General features: G+C 70.5%; 19 protein-coding genes. 11 read left to right on the top strand and 8 right to left on the bottom strand.

Annotated features, from left to right (window positions below; genetic code table 11):
• Positions 1-5: 5 nt before the first annotated feature.
• Positions 6-713: a helix-turn-helix domain-containing protein gene (locus ABZX12_RS24870; protein WP_355696741.1), complete on the bottom strand. Its 708-nt coding sequence runs from the start codon at positions 711-713 to the stop codon at positions 6-8.
• A 63-nt stretch (positions 714-776) separates the two neighbouring features.
• On the opposite strand from ABZX12_RS24870, the gene ABZX12_RS24875 reads away from it, so the two are divergent.
• On the top strand, positions 777-1,184 hold the full coding sequence (locus tag ABZX12_RS24875) for a cupin domain-containing protein (RefSeq protein ID WP_355696743.1): 408 nt from the start codon (positions 777-779) through the stop codon (positions 1,182-1,184).
• On the opposite strand, the gene ABZX12_RS24880 is transcribed toward ABZX12_RS24875, so the two are convergent.
• The 3 genes from ABZX12_RS24880 to ABZX12_RS24890 all read right to left on the bottom strand — a co-directional run bounded on the left by ABZX12_RS24880 (position 1,185) and on the right by ABZX12_RS24890 (position 4,555).
• Positions 1,185-2,096 (bottom strand): VanW family protein, encoded by a 912-nt coding sequence (locus tag ABZX12_RS24880; protein WP_355696744.1) that lies wholly within the window; start codon positions 2,094-2,096, stop codon positions 1,185-1,187.
• 202 nt (positions 2,097-2,298) lie between these two features.
• Positions 2,299-3,348, bottom strand: a complete 1,050-nt coding sequence (locus tag ABZX12_RS24885; protein WP_355696745.1) for an Rv3235 family protein — start codon at positions 3,346-3,348, stop codon at positions 2,299-2,301.
• A 1-nt stretch (position 3,349) separates the two neighbouring features.
• The gene (locus ABZX12_RS24890) at positions 3,350-4,555 is read right to left on the bottom strand and encodes a LysM peptidoglycan-binding domain-containing protein (RefSeq protein WP_355696747.1); all 1,206 of its coding nucleotides are present in this window, start codon (positions 4,553-4,555) and stop codon (positions 3,350-3,352) included.
• A 161-nt stretch (positions 4,556-4,716) separates the two neighbouring features.
• Between ABZX12_RS24890 and ABZX12_RS24895 the strand changes: the two genes are divergently transcribed.
• Positions 4,717-5,265 (top strand): hypothetical protein, encoded by a 549-nt coding sequence (locus tag ABZX12_RS24895; RefSeq protein WP_355696749.1) that lies wholly within the window; start codon positions 4,717-4,719, stop codon positions 5,263-5,265.
• A 43-nt stretch (positions 5,266-5,308) separates the two neighbouring features.
• Here ABZX12_RS24895 and ABZX12_RS24900 read toward each other — a convergent pair whose 3' ends face one another.
• On the bottom strand, positions 5,309-5,557 hold the full coding sequence (locus tag ABZX12_RS24900) for a helix-turn-helix domain-containing protein (protein ID WP_355696751.1): 249 nt from the start codon (positions 5,555-5,557) through the stop codon (positions 5,309-5,311).
• Positions 5,558-5,723: 166 nt separating this feature from the next.
• Between ABZX12_RS24900 and ABZX12_RS24905 the strand changes: the two genes are divergently transcribed.
• The 5 genes from ABZX12_RS24905 to ABZX12_RS24925 all read left to right on the top strand — a co-directional run bounded on the left by ABZX12_RS24905 (position 5,724) and on the right by ABZX12_RS24925 (position 10,479).
• Positions 5,724-6,383: an SAF domain-containing protein gene (locus ABZX12_RS24905; protein WP_355696752.1), complete on the top strand. Its 660-nt coding sequence runs from the start codon at positions 5,724-5,726 to the stop codon at positions 6,381-6,383.
• Positions 6,383-7,660, top strand: a complete 1,278-nt coding sequence (locus ABZX12_RS24910) for a hypothetical protein (RefSeq protein ID WP_355696754.1) — start codon at positions 6,383-6,385, stop codon at positions 7,658-7,660. The genes ABZX12_RS24905 and ABZX12_RS24910 overlap by 1 nt, the downstream gene beginning before the upstream one ends.
• 70 nt (positions 7,661-7,730) lie before the next feature.
• Positions 7,731-8,525 carry a DUF4097 family beta strand repeat-containing protein gene (locus tag ABZX12_RS24915; RefSeq protein ID WP_355696756.1) on the top strand — a complete coding sequence of 265 codons (795 nt, stop codon included), beginning with the start codon at positions 7,731-7,733 and terminating at the stop codon, positions 8,523-8,525.
• Positions 8,526-8,590: 65 nt separating this feature from the next.
• Positions 8,591-9,247 (top strand): HAD family phosphatase, encoded by a 657-nt coding sequence (locus ABZX12_RS24920; RefSeq protein WP_355696758.1) that lies wholly within the window; start codon positions 8,591-8,593, stop codon positions 9,245-9,247.
• Positions 9,244-10,479: a glycosyltransferase 87 family protein gene (locus tag ABZX12_RS24925; protein ID WP_355696759.1), complete on the top strand. Its 1,236-nt coding sequence runs from the start codon at positions 9,244-9,246 to the stop codon at positions 10,477-10,479. Before ABZX12_RS24920 ends, ABZX12_RS24925 begins: the two co-directional genes overlap by 4 nt.
• Here ABZX12_RS24925 and ABZX12_RS24930 read toward each other — a convergent pair.
• The 3 genes from ABZX12_RS24930 to ABZX12_RS24940 are packed head-to-tail and all read right to left on the bottom strand — an operon-like array spanning position 10,424 to position 12,995.
• Entirely contained in the window at positions 10,424-11,182 is a 759-nt protein-coding gene (locus ABZX12_RS24930; RefSeq protein WP_355696761.1) for a nucleotidyltransferase domain-containing protein, read from the bottom strand. The two genes, ABZX12_RS24925 and ABZX12_RS24930, sit on opposite strands and share 56 nt — an antisense overlap.
• Positions 11,182-12,507, bottom strand: a complete 1,326-nt coding sequence (locus ABZX12_RS24935) for a hypothetical protein (RefSeq protein ID WP_355696762.1) — start codon at positions 12,505-12,507, stop codon at positions 11,182-11,184. Before ABZX12_RS24935 ends, ABZX12_RS24930 begins: the two co-directional genes overlap by 1 nt.
• A 2-nt stretch (positions 12,508-12,509) precedes the next feature.
• A complete protein-coding gene (locus ABZX12_RS24940; RefSeq protein WP_355696764.1) occupies positions 12,510-12,995 on the bottom strand; it encodes a cupredoxin domain-containing protein in 486 nt (161 codons plus the stop codon).
• A 333-nt stretch (positions 12,996-13,328) separates the two neighbouring features.
• Between ABZX12_RS24940 and ABZX12_RS24945 the strand changes: the two genes are divergently transcribed.
• From ABZX12_RS24945 to ABZX12_RS24960, 4 genes are read left to right on the top strand one after another with little or no spacing between them, the layout of a single operon-like run.
• Positions 13,329-14,795, top strand: a complete 1,467-nt coding sequence (locus tag ABZX12_RS24945; protein ID WP_355696766.1) for a wax ester/triacylglycerol synthase family O-acyltransferase — start codon at positions 13,329-13,331, stop codon at positions 14,793-14,795.
• A complete protein-coding gene (locus tag ABZX12_RS24950) occupies positions 14,792-15,313 on the top strand; it encodes a hypothetical protein (RefSeq protein ID WP_355696768.1) in 522 nt (173 codons plus the stop codon). The genes ABZX12_RS24945 and ABZX12_RS24950 overlap by 4 nt, the downstream gene beginning before the upstream one ends.
• Positions 15,314-15,323: 10 nt before the next feature.
• Positions 15,324-16,271 carry a Ku protein gene (locus ABZX12_RS24955; protein ID WP_355696770.1) on the top strand — a complete coding sequence of 316 codons (948 nt, stop codon included), beginning with the start codon at positions 15,324-15,326 and terminating at the stop codon, positions 16,269-16,271.
• Positions 16,268-16,738: a VOC family protein gene (locus ABZX12_RS24960; protein WP_355696772.1), complete on the top strand. Its 471-nt coding sequence runs from the start codon at positions 16,268-16,270 to the stop codon at positions 16,736-16,738. The genes ABZX12_RS24955 and ABZX12_RS24960 overlap by 4 nt, the downstream gene beginning before the upstream one ends.
• The last annotated feature ends 49 nt before the right edge of the window (positions 16,739-16,787 follow it).

Genomic DNA, 16,787 nt, shown 5'->3' on the forward strand with positions numbered 1-16,787 from the left:
GTGTCTCAGCCCAGCAGGATCTTCGGTGGCAGACCGGTGAGGGCTTTCACATCGCGGGAGAAGTGCGCCTGGTCGGCATACCCGGTGAGCACGGCGACGTCGGCGAGCGGGAGTCCGGTGCGGGCGTGGTCGAGGGCGACGTTCATCCACAGGACCCGGTCGAGCATCTTCGGCCCGTACCCGAAGGCGTCCAGGCAGCGGCGGTGCAGCTGCCGCTCGCTCAGGCCGATCGTCCCGGCCAGGCGGGCGACGCCGGCCGTGCCACGGAGCAGACCGCCGCGGACACTGCGTAGTACGTGCGTGGTGAGCCGGTCTGTCGGCTCCTCGAGCAGTCTGGCGACCTCGAGGTCGAGCGCTGTCGCGTGATCGGGGGCCGATCGGATCCGGTCCAGCAGGCGCCGGCTCCGGGTCGGCGACCACAGGTCGGCGAGGCGGACCCGTTGGTTCAGCAACTCGCGGGCCGGGACGCCGAGGAAACCCGGCGCGGCACCCGGCGCGAACCGGATCCCGGCATACCGCGTGCCGCGCGGCGCGGAGCCCGTCCAGGCGCGGCTGTCCGGGCCGGCGACGATCAGGTCGTCGTCCATCAGCAGCAGGTCCATGCAGCCGTCGGGGAGGATCTGGTACTCGCCGCCTTCCGCCGTCCGTGTCCACAGGTCGGCGCCGGCGATGCGCGCGGGGCGCTCCCGGTACGGCTCGACGGCCACAGTCACCTCTCCAGTCTGCTACGCGCCGCCGACAGTTTGGCGACGGCGAGTTCGGGCATCAGAGATGGTGTGACGCGTCGCGACGATCTGTCAGGGGTTCCGCTGCTCGGGCGTACGATCGCGCCCGAGGGGTCCGGTCTGGTGCTCGCCGAGTGGGAGGCCGACGGCCGCACGTCGGACGAGGTGGCGTGGCAGGCGCCGCTGCACGTCCACCACACCGACGACGAGGCCTGGTACGTGCTGTCCGGGACGATGCGGATGCGGATCGACGGCGAGGACTACGACGTACCGGCCGGATCGGGGATCATCGGGCCGCGCGGCGTGCCGCACACGTTCGGGAACCCGGGTGAGGAGCCGGCGCGGTATGTGCTGGTGATGTCGGCGACCACGCACGCGATGCTGCGCGAGCTGCACGGCGGGTTCTCCGGCGACGTGGCGGAGCTGTTCGAGAAGTACGGGTGCGCGCTGCTCGAGTGATCAGACCAGGACGTCCAGGACCGGTACGTCGACCGGCAGGTATTTGACCACGGCAACGTTTTCGCGGATCAGCTCGTCGCGGACCGGCGTCCCCGTGCGCCGGTCGATGACCGTGCGCCAGATCTCGTTGCGGCGGAAGTACTCCGCGCCGGCCCGCAGGAACCGCTCGTCCTTGGCGAACACCCGGTACGACGACGGGGCCGGGACGTCGGCCAGGATCTCGCCCTCGAGGTAGCGGTCGCCGACGCCGACCCGCAACTGGAACGTCTGGTCGGTGTCGTTGCGGAACTGCAGATCCACGTAGTTGTAGACGATGCTGCAGCCCACGCCCCACGGCAGCACGCGGCCGTTGTCGGGGAACGGATCGAAGCTGTGCGTGGACCGCTGCGTCACGGTCAACGGCGAGTGCAGGACCATCCAGTGCAGCAGGTTCGCGAGCTGGCAGATGCCGCCGCCGATCCCCGGCTTGGCCTGGCCGTTCGACAGCCGCATGCCTTTCAGATAACCCTTGCGGCGGGTCGCGTTGCCGACGACCTTGTTGAACGAGAACGTCTCGCCGGGGCGGATCAACAGTCCGTCGACCTGTGCGCAGGCGAGCTTCAGGTTCGCGACCTTGTTGTGCTGCATCCACATCTCGGTCTCGCCGAGCTGTCGCAGCAGCAACGACTTGTGCCGCTTGATCCGCACCTGCAGGTCTTCTACGTCGTGCGTCGCGGCGTACGGCGTGCTGGACGTCATCCAGTCGAGGCGCTTCACGGCGCGGTGGTAGCGCACGGCCAACGGGTACAGCAGACGCACGCGCTCACTCCAGCGCCGCCGCCGTACCGCCGGGAGAATGCGCGCCTGCTCGGCCGCACTCAACTCCCGCACACCGACCTGCCACGCCGACGTGGCGGTTGTGCTCTCCGACATCCTCGTTCCCCCGAACCCAGACGACCCCGGCCACCGTACGCCGCCGGGACTCCAACCACATGACAGAACCACCACAATCGAATTGCGCCCGGTATGACGCCGGGATGGAGCCGCGAGTTCAGCCGACGTTCGTTACGGGTGGTCGGAGACACCACCGTGCTGCTGTGCTGCTGTCTGAGATGTTCACCCGCAGGCTCGGCGATCAGCCGAGTTCGAGGGCGGTGCAGACCCAGCGGTTGCGGCGGACCTCCAGGCGGAAGGCGACTGCGCGGGAGCGGCCGCCGTGGCGTACGTGTGCGGCGATCTCGGCGATGAACGGCTCCGGCATGAACACCCGCACCGAGCGCACGACGCTCTTCTCCTTCGCCCCGCGGGTGCCGGCGGTCGAGTTCAGCCCCAGGAGCCGCACCCGCCGGTTCAGTTCCATGAAGACCGCATCGTCGGCGAACCGCACCAGCTGCGAGATCGGCCGGTCCCCGGCCAGCACCTCGGAAATCGCCTGAGCCAACCGGGCACTCCAAGCCCGCACCTCCGGCAGCCGCGGCGCCTCCCGCCCCGGAACCCCGCCCGGCCGCGCGACCTTGGCGACGGTTTCGTTGACGGCTGTCGTGCCGGCTGTTGTCTTGGCTGCGGTTGTCTCGACCACGGTTGTCTTGACGGCGGTTGTCTTGAGCGGCGCCTGGGCCCCGTCAGGTTGCCCAGGCGCCGCGACCGCGTGCGTGGCGCCGGCAGCTTCCGGCACCACGCTGAGCTTCCGGCGCTTCCCTCGCTCACCGGCGGCACCCGGCGCGTCTGCGTCGCTCGGCGCATCGGCGACCGGGGCGGATGCGATGCCGAGCCGCCGTACGGCCTCCAGGCGCAACGCGAGAGCCCCGTCCGTCAGCTGATCGGCGTACCGCGTCGTGGCCGGCACGCCGTGCGCGTCGCCACCGACCGACGCGAGGCGGGGCCGGCTGACCTCGGCGAGCATCTGCCGGGCGTCCCCGGCGGTTCCCACCGCGGCAGCCGGCGCGACGGCCCGCGTGGACCGAGCGGGCCGCGCCGTCGGCGTGGTTGAGGTGGTCGGCGTGGTCGGGGTGACGGCCATCTGAGCCTCCGGTGTGTCCGGGCGAGTGAGCGTCGGGTCTTGGCGAGCGCCGGCGGTGCCTGCGGTGGTTTCCGTCGTCCGGGTGGGGACGGCGGTCAGGGGAGCAGCGGGGTGTACGTCGTCCAGGGGGAGATCGTCCGGCTGGAGGTTGTGGGGCTGGCTCATGTCACTGCTCCTGGTGGTGGGGCGGGAGGTGGTCGCCGGTCGATGTGGGTGGGATGCGGAGGACCTGCCCGGGGTAGATGAGGTCGGGGTCGTCCCCGATCACGTGGCGGTTCGCGGCGTACCAGGCCGGCCAGCGTGTGGCGATCGCTTCCGCCGTCGCGTCCGGCCCGAGTTCGCGGGCGGCGAGCTTCCAGAGCGAGTCGCCTTCTCGTACGACGACACGCACCGGGACGGTCGGTCGCAGCTCGGTGTACCGGGTGGGCGCACCGTCGGCCGGCCGATCCGGTACTCCCACCCGCGACCCGCCCGTCGGCCGCTCCGTCCTGCCCGGCTTCTGCGTCACGCTGCCGGAGTTGCCGGGATCGACTGGGCGATTCGGGGTGGGGCGGGTGGTGGGGTCGTCCGGCGGGGTGGGGGTGGAGCTCAGGCGAACTCGGGACGGCGGTTCGGTTGCGCGGCGGTCGGTATGAGCCTGATCGGAACTACCGAGCTCGACGGTCGAGCGCGGCTCCGTGGCTCGGAAGTCGTCGGCGGAGTGGTCGGCTGAGTGGTCCGCTGAGTGGTCGGCTGTGGTGTTGCTGGCGCTCGTGCGGTGGTTGTCGGCGTCCGGTCCGAGCTGCACGGTCGAGGCGCGTTCGGTGGCGCGGTAGTCGGTGTGGGCTTGGCCGGAGTCACCGAGGTCGACGGTCGAGCGTGGCTCCGTGGCACGGTCGTTGTCGGTGGTCTGGTCGGCTGCGGTACTACCGGCGTTCGCGCGGTGGGTGCTGCTGTCCGGTCCGAGCTGGACAGTCGAGCGCGGTTCAGTGGCGCGGAAGTCTGCGGCGGGTTGGGTCCACTGGCGGACGTGGGCCGTGTCGGTGGGGGCGGCTTGGGCTACGCCGACGGTGAGCGGGGTGACGGCGGCTACGCCGAGGCCGGAGCGCAGGAGGGCCCGGGCGGTTTTGGTGGTGATCCGGCCGGCTACGGCGCCGGACAGGGCGCCGATCGTGCCGGGGACCTGTTCGAGGACCGTGAGCAGCACGGCCAGGACCAGCCAGCCGTACGCGATCCAGGCGATCGTCCCGACCGCGAGGACGGTCAGCGAATCCAGGTCGTACGTCCGCAGGCCGGTGATCGAGCCCGCGGTGATCCACCGCAGCAGGAGACCGACAACGGCCAGCGCGACGATCGCGAGCGTGCCTTTGACCACCCGGATCATCGCGTTCATCCCGCTTCGCTCCCGACCTATGAGTTTGCGTTAGTTTGCGTTGGCTTGACCACTATAGACCGGTTATACACCGACTTTGCAAGTCCTTAACCCACGCAGCGTCGGTTTCCACTGCGGACGGTGACGGCCGGACGGCACCCGCGACCGGTAGGTTCACGGTCATGCGGTGGGATGCGTTGTTCGCGGACCTGGAGTCGCAGTTCGAAGCGCTCCAGGACAGTGACCTGTACGGCGAGGTGGCCGATCGGATCCGGGCCGAGGTCGGGAAGATCACCGTGCTCGACCGCCTGCGCGGCGCGGTGGACACCGTCGTCCGCGTCGAGCTGAACGACGCCGACCCGGTGCGCGGACAGCTCAGCCGGGTCGGGAAGGACTGTCTGCTGATCGAGACCGAGCGCTACGAGGAGTGGCTGATCCCGGTCGACGCGCTGATCGCGGTCCATCGGCTCGGACCGTGGGCGGAGCCGGCGGTCGGGGCCGTCGAGGGCAAGCTCGGTCTCGCGCACCTGCTGCGGGGGATCGCCCGGGATCGCTCACCGGTCACGCTCTTCTGCAGCGGCGGCGGTCCGGTCACCGGCACCATCGACCGCGTCGGCGCCGACTTCCTGGAGATCGCCGAGCACCCGCTCGACGCACCGCGGCGGCGCACCGAGGTCTACAACGTCCGCCTGGTCCCCACCCAGGCACTCAGAGCCCTTCGCCGTCGCTGACTCGTGCGGCCTCCCGGCGCCAGCCCGCCGGGAGAGCCCGGGGTCAGAGGTGGGCGTCCTCCGTGGCGTCGGCTTCCTCGCCGAACGGATGGGTGTCGATGAACTGCTTGGTCTCGGTGTAGAGCCGCTCGATGTACTTCTCGAGCTCGCTCGCCTCGACGCGCCACTGCCCGCGGCCGCCGATCTTCACCGCCGGGATGTCGCCGCGCCGGACCAGCGCGTAGACCTGGTTCGCGGAGATGTTCAGGACCTCGGCGACGTCGGCGAGCTGGAGGAATCGCGGTCCCGGCATCGTCGTCTCCTTCGGATAGTGGCTGGTTCCTTCAGTTTGCCACGGTTGGCGAGCGGATGACCGAGTTTGTCCCCAGGCTGTGACAGCCTGTGGATGACCGTTCACCGTGCGATCGGCGACCAGGCAGAATGTCGGCCGACACCGATCCACCGACTGGGGAGACGATGTGGTCGATACAGCAGTGCGAAGTGGCTTCGGGGCGCCGTCCGCCCCGGCCCAGCGCAACCGCAAGGCGCGCTGGAAGGACGGCCGCCTGGTGCTCGGCGTGCTGCTGGTCGCCGTCACCGCGCTGGCGGGCGCCAAACTGCTGTCGTCCGCCGATGACACCACGACGATCTGGGCGGCCAAGCACGAGCTGAAGACCGGCACTCCGCTGACCGACGACGACCTGACCACGGTCCGGGTCCGGTTCACCAGCGGCGACGACTCCAAGCGCTATCTGTCGGCCGACGCCGACCTGAAGGGGCTCGTCGTGGGTCGCCCGGTCGGCCAGGGCGAGTTCGTGCCGAAGGACGCCGCCGTTCCCGCGTCCGACCAGGACCGCACCGAGTTCCCGCTCTCGGTGGCCTCCGGCCGCCTGCCGTCCGACACCGCGCCGGGCGACGTGGTCGACGTCTGGGTGGTGCCGAAGACCGAAGGACAGCCCGCGCGGCCGCTGTGGAGCAGTGTTCGCGTGCTGCAGATCGACTCGGTGAAGGGGGTCGCGGGCAGCACGGCGCGCCGGCAGGTGACGATCGCGCTCGCCTCGACCGACCTGCCGCGCATCCCGGCCGCCCTCACCGCGATCAGCGCGGGCGAGCCGACCCTGGTCCGGAAGGACGGCTGATGTCGGTCCCAGTCCTGCTGGCCGTCACGGGGGCGCCGTGGGAGGCCGACGTCGTCCGGCGTACCGAGCGAGCGTCCGGGATCCGCGTCGTCCGGCGCTGCGTCGACATCGCGGACGTGATGGCGGCCGCCGCGAGCGGCCAGGCCCGTGCCGTCCTGCTCGCCGACGCGCTGCCGCGGTTGTCGTCCGACGCGGTCGCCGCGCTGCACGCCCGCGGCATCGCCGTGCTCGCCCTGGTCGACCCGACCGAGACCGGCGCGCCGTTCGGGGCCGAGGACCGGCTGAGCCGGATGGGGATCGAGCGGATCCTGCCGGCCGACGTGAGCCCGGCGGACCTCGGCCGTGCGGTGGCCGACGCGGTCGAGTCCGGCCCTCCGATCACGAGCTCGCACTTCGCAGGCGGTTTCGTGCCGCTCACCCCGGAGGCCGCGGCCAACCCGCAGCCGCCCGCCTTCCCACAGGGCACCGGCCGGCTGGTCGCGGTCTGGGGCCCGACCGGCGCGCCGGGCCGGACGACCGTCGCGGTGAACCTCGCCTGCGAGCTGGCGGTGCGCCGCGTGCCGACGCTCCTCGCCGACGTCGACGTGTATGGCGGGACCGTCGCCCAGATGCTCGGCATGCTCGACGAGACCTCGGGCCTGGCCGCCGCGGCGCGCTCGGCGTCGAACGGTTCGCTCGACGTGACCACGCTCGCGCGGCACGCCCGCGAGCTGAACCCGCACCTGCTCGTCCTGACCGGACTCAGCCGCGCGGACCGCTGGACCGAGCTGCGGCCCGCGGCCGTCGAGGCGATCTGGTCGACGGCGCGCTCGCTGGCGCCGATCACGGTGATCGACGCCGGGTTCTGTGTCGAGACCGACGAGGAGATCTCGTTCGACTCGCTGGCGCCGCGCCGCAACGGGGCGACGATCGCCACGCTCGAGGAGGCCGACGAGGTCGTCGTGGTCGGTACGGCGGACCCGGTCGGCCTGACCCGCCTGATCCGGGCGGTCCACGAGCTGCGCGCCGTCGTACCGTCCGTCACCACCCGCGTCGTGGTGAACCGGCTGCGCTCCGGTTCGCTCGGCGGATCGCCCGCCGACGCGGCCCTGGACGCGCTCCGGCAGTATGCCGGTGTCGACCGCGCCGCCCTCCTGCCGTACGACCTGGGTGCGGTGGACACCGCCGTGGCACACGGGCGCAGCCTGTCCGAGGCCGCCAGGTCGAGCAAGCTCCGCAAGGCGTTCCAGCAGCTCGCCGGCGCGGTGGCCGACGACCTGCATTCGGTCCCGGCCTGACCGCTCACTCAGGGTTGATTCGGGGGACAACCCCACCGACAGCGGGGCCGCCATGTGCCAGGGTTGAGGCATGTCCGATGTCCAAGGCCGACCGCGCAGCTCGATGAGCGTCGAGCGGCGGTACGGGATCGCCATCTCCGTCGCGCTCATCCTCGGCGGGGTGTACTGGGCGCTCACCGGCCTGACCGAGGGCACCAAGAGCAGCCAGAGCAGCTACCCGGTGCAGGGCGGAGCGCTGCTGGTGAAGGGCAGCTCGGCAACGATCGAGGTGCGGCCCGGCGACGGCACCGAGGTGCGGGTCGACCGCCAGTCGGAGCGGAACGTGTTCGGCTCGGACCCGAAGGAGAGGTATGACCAGGGCGACGGCAAGCTCGAGCTGGACAGCGGCGGCTGCGGGTTCCTGTCGTTCGGCTGCAAGACGAGCTACGTGCTGACAGTGCCGCGGGACGTGAAGCTGACGGTCGAGAACAGCAGCGGCAAGGTGTCTGTCTCCGGGATCGAAGGCGGAGCCGTGCTGAAGACGAGCTCGGCCGACATCGAGGTGCACGACGTCGGCGGACCGCTGGAGCTCCGGTCGAGCTCGGGCGATGTCGAGGGCGACGGTCTGACCGCGACGTCGGTGACGACCCACAGCAGCTCCGGCAGCGTCGCGCTGGACTTCACCGTCGCGCCGCAGACGGTCGACGCGAAGACGAGCTCGGGTGACGTCGACATCCGGATCCCGTCCGGCGCCGAGTCGTACAAGGTCGACACCGACACCTCCTCGGGTGACGAGTCGGCCAACGTGAAGATCGATCCGAGCTCCACCCGGACGATCCGGGCGAAGACCTCCTCGGGCGATGTGAGCATCGAATACAGCCACTGAACACAGCGCGTGAGGGCGAGGGCCGGGAGGGTGAGGGCCTCCGCCGTCTGAGTAGGCTTGCGCGCATGGTTGAGGTGCGGGCGGTGCCCCGGGGTCTGCTGGTGGACTGGGGCGGTGTGCTCACCTCGGGGCTGGAGCCGGCACTGCGGCGCTGGGCCGAGCTGGACGGTTTCGACTTCGACTCCTACCTCGCGGCGGTCATGAAATGGCTGCCCAGCGAGACCGTGACCGCCGAGCTCAACCCGGTGCACGCGCTCGAACGCGGCCAGCTCGCCGTCCCGGACTTCGAGCGCAAGCTCGCCTCGATGCTCGTCCGCCACGACGGGACGCCGGTGCCCGCCGAGGGACTGATCGAGCGGATGTTCGCGCACTTCGAGCACCAGCCCGCGATGTCCGCACTCGTCCGGCGCGCCAACGAGCGCGGGATCCGGACCGCGCTGCTGTCCAACTCCTGGGGCAACACCTACCCGCGCGACACCTGGGACGGCATGTTCGACGACATCGTCATCTCCGGCGAGGTCGGCCTGCGCAAGCCCGAGCCGGAGATCTTCCGGCTGGCGGCCGGCCGGCTCGGCCTGGAACCGGCCGAGTGTGTGTTCGTCGACGACCTGCAACTCAACGTCGACGGCGCCCTGGCGGTCGGCATGACCGCGATTCTGCACACCGAGTACGACGAGACCCGGCGAGCGCTGGAAACCCTGTTCGGAGCCGACCTGACGTGACCGTGACCACCCCCGCATCCTCCTCGATCCGTCCCGCCGGCCGCCGTGGCGTCGTCATCGCCGTCCTGGCGTGCGCCGCCCTGGTTGCCGTCGGCGCCTGGATCACCCACCTGTACGGCGGCATGATCGACCTGCGCGTCTACCGGATGGGCGGCTCGGTCCTGCTGCACGGCGACTCGCTGTACGACGCGAAGCTGCCCGGCGGCTCGAACCTCCCGTTCACGTACCCGCCGTTCTCCGCGATCGCGATGGTCCCGCTGGCCGCCGTACCGTGGGCCGTCGCGCTGGTGGCCTGGACGACGATCTCGGTGCTGTGCATCACCGCGTTGTGGCGGGCCAGCCTGACCAAGACGTTCTGGTCGTTCATCACCCAGCGCAAGCGGACGGCGGTGCTGGTCGCGCTGACCGCGCTCTCGCTGCTGCTCGAGCCGGTCTGGCAGACCATCCAGTTCGGGCAGATCAACCTGTTGCTGACCGCAATGATCCTGCTGGACCTGATCCGGCCGAACGACGCGCGGCTGCGCGGGTTCTGGCTCGGCGTGGCGATCGGCGTCAAGCTGACGCCGCTGCCGTTCCTGGCGCTGCTCGTGGTGACGAAGCAGTGGCGGGCGTTGCGCAACGCCGTCCTCGGGCTGCTGGCCACGATGGCGATCGGGTTCGCGATCGTGCCGCACCAGTCGTGGCGGTACTGGACCGACGTGATCCTCGACGCGAACCGGGTCGGCGGGATCGCGTACACCGGCAACCAGTCGTTCAACGGTTTCCTGCACCGGATCGGTGACGAGGCGAGCTGGGTCCAGCCGGCCTGGTTCGTGATCTCGGCCGTGTTCGGCCTGCTCGTGCTGTGGCTGGCCCGGAAGTACTGGCTCGCCGACGAGCGCGTCACCGCGATCTCCGTGATGGCGCTGGCGGTGCTGTACGCGTCGCCGATCTCGTGGAGCCATCACTGGGTGTGGATCATCCCGCTCGGCGTCAGCGTGATCCGGGGCGTCAACCGCGTCTGGGGCCTCAACCCGGCGGTCGTGACCGGCGTCCTGTTCTACGGCCTGTTCGTCCTGCGCTCGATCTGGTGGGTGCCGTTCCGCGACGACCGCGAGCTCAGCTGGAGCTTCTGGCAGTCGATCCCCGGCAACTCGCACCTGATCGTCGGGATGATCGCGTTCGTCCTGCTGCTGATCACGAGCCGCGGTCTGCCGAAGCCGTCAACCCCCGAAGCGGCCCCGTCAGTCTGACCGCCAGCTCGGCGTCGACGAACTCCGCCTCGGCCAGCAGCACGTCGACACTCGCCCGGAACGCGCGCCGCAGCTCGGCCACCTCCAGCGACCGTACGAGCGTTGCCTCCACGGCCGAGGTGGTGACCGACGGCAACAGGTGCAGACCGCGACCCTGCGAGTGCGGTACGCCGTAGCGCAGGCACATCAGCGTCAGCACGTGGTCTCGGACGCCGCTGATCATGTACTCCGCCTGCCACACCTTGCCGCGCGCGATGCTCGACCGCGCATGCAACGCGTACAGCCACCCCATCCCGATCAGGTCGAGCGGGGGTGGAGCGCTGGAGGCCGGTTGCTGCACCGCCTCGCCGAACAGCAGCCGGAAGGTCGGCCCGACGGCGCCGAACGCACCGGCCGGGGCGAAGGCGATGTCCACCTGCAGGGTGGATCCCAGCAGGAAGACGCGGTAGATGGTCGTGCGGGACCAGACGTCGGTGTGGTGCACGGCGCCGTGCTCGCCGTACATGAGTGCCGTCCAGTCGGCGAGCACCGCAGCTTGGCTCGCGTCCGGTGTCAGACCGAGTGCCAGGTCGACGTCCGACCATTCGTCCTCCGCGCCCACCGCGGCGGACCCGGTGAGCGCGGCGCCGGCGATACGGGGATCGGCGCGGGCCTCCGCGACCAGTGCGTCGCGGAGGGCCGAGCGTTCGTCGGCGGTGTACATCAAGACGAGAACAGCAGCAAGAGTCCGCCGCAGGTGTAGCCGACCATCACGACCAGCAACGGGAGCTGGCCGGCCAGCGCCTTCGCGCGCGGGAAGAGCGCGACCGCCCGGTCGTGGGCCGAGATGACACCGAGCAGATGACCGACGACCACCGCCAGAACCTGGATGACCGCGATCGCCGTGCTGTGGTTGGTGATGCCGGTGTTCACCGCGAGCAGACCGGTGCCGAAGACGTTCGCCCCGTTGCTGAGCGGGTCGCTCAGGTAGATCAGCGTCCGCTGGCCCTCCAGGATCAACAGGGTCAGGTAGTGGGCGACGACGTAACCGACCACGATCGGTACCAGGGAGTGCGCGAACAGGCCCGGCAGCGCGGTGCGCGAGCTGTCGGACAGGCGACCGGCGAGGATCGTCGCACCGGAGTACGTGACCAGCACGAACAGCACGAAGGCGATCAGGGCCACGGTGCCGAGCCAGGTCATCGAGACGTTCTGGTTCTGCGCCCAGCCGATCCACGCGGACGAGTTCGAGAATCCGTCGTACGCCGTGGAACCGAGCAGGGCCGACACCAGACCGACGAGGCCGGGCTGCGGACGGAGGCCATCGAGGTTCTCCAGCGGCCGGCGGACCACCAGACGTCCGTCGGTCCGGCGGCCCCACGGCGACAGCCGGGCGATCAGCGTCGCGTACGCCTCGAACGGGTCGCCCTGCGCGAACCAGCGGTCACCGAACAGCACAGCGCCGAACATGGTGATCACGATGTACAGCGCGAGCCACGCCTGCAGCACCGGGATCGTCGCGCGGTCCGGCGCGACCAGCTCGAGCCAGGTGAACGCGAGGATGCCGAGCGCGGCCGGCCACAGACCCACCCAGGACGGGAGCTCGAGCAGGCCCTTGGACGGTGACTGCCGCAGGAGCTTCGACACCAGCAGGTGGATGGTGCGCAGCGGGTTCAGGGTCCGCCACACCGGGCCGAACAGCAGCGAGATCGGTACCAGACCGACCCAGACCAGGATGTAGACGAACCCGAAGATCGGGTTCGTCAGCCGGTCCACGCCGAACAGCAGCGCCACCATCGCGTAGACGAACGTCGCCAGCCCGAACAGCCGCACCAGCCACCGGAACCAGGCGGCGTCGATCAGCCGGCTGATTGCGGGAGGCAACGGTACGCCGGACGCGTTGCCACGGTACTTAGGGGTGCGCCAGGCGACGCCGAGGATGACGAAGGACAGCGCGACCGCGACCGCGGCGCCACCGACCGCGAGCCCGAACGGGACCGGCAGGTCCTGCCGCCCGCCGATACCGTGCAGCGGGAGCAGCAGCGGCATGCTCACGAGACGACGAGCTTGACGACGAGCTTGCCGCTCTTGTGGGTCTCGACCTCGAAGGTGCCCTTCATGTTCGCGGTGAACTTGACCGAGGCCGCCTTGCCCGGGGTGAGCTCCAGCTCCTTGTCGTAGCCGTGGATGTGCAGCTCCTCCTCGGCGTCGCTGACGGCCTTGATCAGCACGGTCTGGCCGGCCTTCACCTTGACGGTGGCACCGCTCGGGTTGACCTTGCCGTTGGCAACGGTGACGTCGACGGTCACGTCGGCCTGCTCGCCGGAGGGGTCCGCGGTGTTCGACGGGGCGCTGGTGTTCGGCGAGCTCGGGGTCGGCGTGTCGGCCGGCAGGGTCGAGGTCGGCGTACTGGCCGGGGCGCTCGGCGAGGGAGTGCTGCCGCCGCTGGTGTCGTCCCCGCCGCAGCCGACCAGGAGCAGCAGGCCGAGGGTGGGCAGGACAGCGGTGGCGGCACCGCGAGTGAGCGTCGAACGCATCGGTCCAGGAGCCTTTCGGGGGTGCGAATGAGTTCTCAGGGTGCGGGACACACCCTCTTGCCTGACGAACACAGATAGCTCAGTGTTCCCTGAGAGGGCGTTCGAAGACACTGCGCCTACTGCGCGGCGCTCGGCGGGCACCTCGCTGCACCGGAGGAAAGGCCACGAAGAAACCACATCGAGGCCTTCCCTCCGGCGCACCGAGGCACTCCGCCGAGCACCTGCTCGCTACGGCGCAGTGTCTCCGAACGCCCTCTGCGGCCAGTGTCGCAGCCCACTGTCGGCGGAGGCCGCTAGGGTGAGAATCCGTCGAACTGAGAGGAAGGTGGCCAGATGCCGGACCGGTTGACGTCGCTCGACCTCACCTTCCTCAAGGCCGAGTCGCCGGCCACTCCGATGCACGTCGGCACGGTGGACATCTTCGAGCCGCCGGTGCACGGCGACGAGGGCTTCGACTACGAGAGTCTGGTCGCGCTGATCCGGGACCGGATCGCCTTCGTGCCGCGGTACCGGCAGCGGGTCCAGCAGGTCCCCGGCCGCTTCGCCGGACCGGTCTGGGTCGACGACGAAGAGTTCGACATCACGTTCCACGTCCGCCGGTCCGCCCTGCCGCGCCCGGGCACGCACGCGCAGCTGCTCGAGCTGGTCGCGCGGATCATGTCGCGCCGGCTGGACCGGGCCCGCCCGCTGTGGGAGATGTATCTCGTCGAGGGGCTGCAGGGCGACCGGTTCGCGATCATCGCGAAGTCCCACCAGGCGCTTGTCGACGGCAACAGCACGGTCGACATCGGCCAGGTCGTGCTGGACTCGACCGCGCACCCCCGGGACACGCCGACCGACACCTGGCAGCCGGAGCACCCGCCGTCCGCGCTGGAGCTGCTCGCCGGGGTGTTCTCCGACGCGACCCGGCACCCGACCGCGGTGCTGGAGCTGGCGCGCGCCGAGATGGCGAGTCTGACCGGGGCCATGTCGGTGCGCGAGGCGCTCGGCGGCGTGGTCGGCTCGCTGGTCGCGCAGCGGCACGCGCAGGAGAGCTCACTGCACGTGAAGACGTCGGGGCAGCGCCGGTTCACCACCGTGCAGACCGACCTGGAGGACTACCGGACCATTCGCGCCGCGCACGGCGGCACGGTCAACGACGTGGTTCTCGCCGTGGTGGCGGGAGCGTTCCGGGCCTGGATGATGACCCGCGGCGAGGGCGTCGGGCCGACCCGGAGCGTGCGGGCCGTGGTCCCGGTCAGCATCCGCGACGACGAGGACGAGGAGCCCACCTCGCTCGGCTCCCGGGTGATCGCCTCGAGTGTGAACCTGCCCGTCGGTGAGAACTCTCCGGTCATGCGGCTGCACCAGATCTCGTACCAGACCAAGGTGCACAAGGACACCGGCCGCGCGGTCAGCGCCCGCTCGCTGGTCGGCATCGCCGGGTTCGCCCCGACCACGCTGCACGCGCTCGCGGCGCGGGTCGCGACCGCTACGGTCCGGCCGATCGACGACGTGGTGATCACCAACGTCCCGGGTCCGCAGTTCCCGCTGTATGCGCAGGGCGCGCCGATGCTCGCGTCGTACCCGGTCGTTCCGTTGATGCCCGGCCAGGGACTCTCGGTCGGCGTCACGTCCTACGACGGCCAGGTGTACTACGGTCTGAACGCGGACCGCACCGCCATGCCGGACCTCGCTGTTTTCGCCCAGTGCGTGACCGACGCGCTGGACGAGCTGCTGGAAACGACCAGGGGCAGCCGGAACCGCGCCTCCCGGGGCCGGAAGAAACCCCGCGGCACCACCAAGAAGGCGGGCTCATGAGGGTCTATGTACCGTCCACGCTCGGGTTGCTGGCGGCGGCGTGCAACGCCGGCGAGATCGGCCGGGCCCCACTGACGGCGTACGCCGTGACACCGGCGCTGCGCGAGTGGTACGTCGAGGGCGACGACGAGGAGCTGGAGTTCGCCGCGATGGCGCAGGCGGCCCGGGCCTCGGTGGGGCTGCTGGCCGCGGACCCCGGAGCCGCCCGCCGCCGAGTGGTGATCGCGGCCGAGGTGAGCGCCGTGCCGCCGGCCGACGGCTCGGTGGAGCTCGGCGACGCGCGGCTGGAGCTGCATGTGGTGATCCCGTGGCGCTCGGTGGCGTCCGTGCACCTCGACGCCCCGCAGGCCACGTCGGTGATCGGGAAGGCCGCCGAGCTGTGGGACGCGGCCCAGAACGGTGACGACGACGCGATCTTTGCCCTGGATTCGTGCGAGGGTGAAGACCTGCTGTGGTACGCGACACAGGAGATCCCCGATCTGCTCGCGGCGGAGGGGCCGCGCAGCGGGCTGAGCTAACAGGGAGCTGATGGCGATGCAGGCGATCTGGAAGGGGGCCATCTCGTTCGGGATGGTGACGATCCCGATCAAGGTGTTCTCCGCGACCGAGGAGAAGGACATCTCGTTCCGCCAGGTGCACGTCGCCGACGGGGGCCGGATCCGGTACAAGCGGATCTGCTCGGTCGACGGCGAGGAGGTGCCGTACTCCGACATCGGCAAGGGGTACGAGATGCCGGACGGCCGGATGGTCGTGCTGGACTCCGACGACTTCGCGGACCTGCCGCTGTCCAGCAAGAAGGTCATCGACGTGCTGGAGTTCGTGCCGGCCGACCAGGTCGACCCGCTGTACCTGGGCAAGTCGTACTACCTGGCCGCGGACGGCGGCCCCGGCGCGAAGCCCTACGTGCTGCTCCGGGACGCGCTCGACGGCTCCGAGTTGTATGCGCTGGTCAAGGTCGCGCTGCGGTCCCGGGAGAGCCTGGGGCTGCTGCGGACCGTCGACGACGTGCTCGTGCTGCAGGTGATGCTGTGGCCGGACGAGATCCGGGACAAGTCGTTCGCGGCGCCGCCGGAGGACGTCGAGATCCGCTCCCAGGAGAAGGCGATGGCGTCGTCGTACATCGACACGCTGCGCGGTGAGTTCGACCCGGACCAGTACCACGACGAGTACCGCGAGGCGCTCGAGAAGGTCGTGATGGCCAAGGCCGAAGGCGTGCCGCTGCCCGAGTCCGAGGAGGAGGAGCCGGAGGGCGCCGAGGTCGTGGACCTGGTCGCCGCGCTGCGTGCCTCGGTCGAGGCCGCGAAGGCCCGTCGGGCGGGCGGCGGCTCCGCCGCGGCCGAGCCTGCCAAGAAGGCGCCGGCGAAGAAGGCCGCAGCCAAGAAGGCACCGGCCAAGAAGGCGGCCGCCGCCAAGAAGACAGCTGCCAAGACGACGGCGAAGAAGGCCGCCAAGAAGACCACCAAGAAGTCCGCATGAGCGACCTGCCGACGCCGCCGACGACGACCGAGATCCCGAAGGACGCCTCGGAGATCCCGGACGATCCCAGCGCCGTGGTGGTGAAGCCGGGGGCGTATCTGCTGGAGCTGATCCCGGTGCCGGTGACGGACGTCGACCGGGCGAAGCGGTTCTACACCGAGCAGTGCGGGTTCCATCCGGACGTGGACGTCTCGCCCGCCGACGGTGTCCGGATCGTGCAGCTCACCCCACCGGGCTCGTTCTGCTCGATCACCCTCACCACCGGCCTGCCCGCCACCGAGATGGCGGCCGGCTCGCTGCGCGGGCTGCACCTGGTGGTGAAGGACATCGAAGCCGCGCGGCAGGAGCTGATCGGCCGCGGGGTCGACGTGAGCGAGACCGAGGACCTCGGCGGGGTGTTCTACGCCTGGTTCGAGGATCCCGACGGCAACACCTGGGCGCTCCAGCACATGCCGTGGCGGAAGTAAGGCAGAAGCAGCTCAGGCGCGTTCGTGGTTGACGGTGCTGGCGTGGCAC

This window comes from Kribbella sp. NPDC003505, assembly GCF_040610875.1.
Taxonomy (GTDB): domain Bacteria; phylum Actinomycetota; class Actinomycetes; order Propionibacteriales; family Kribbellaceae; genus Kribbella.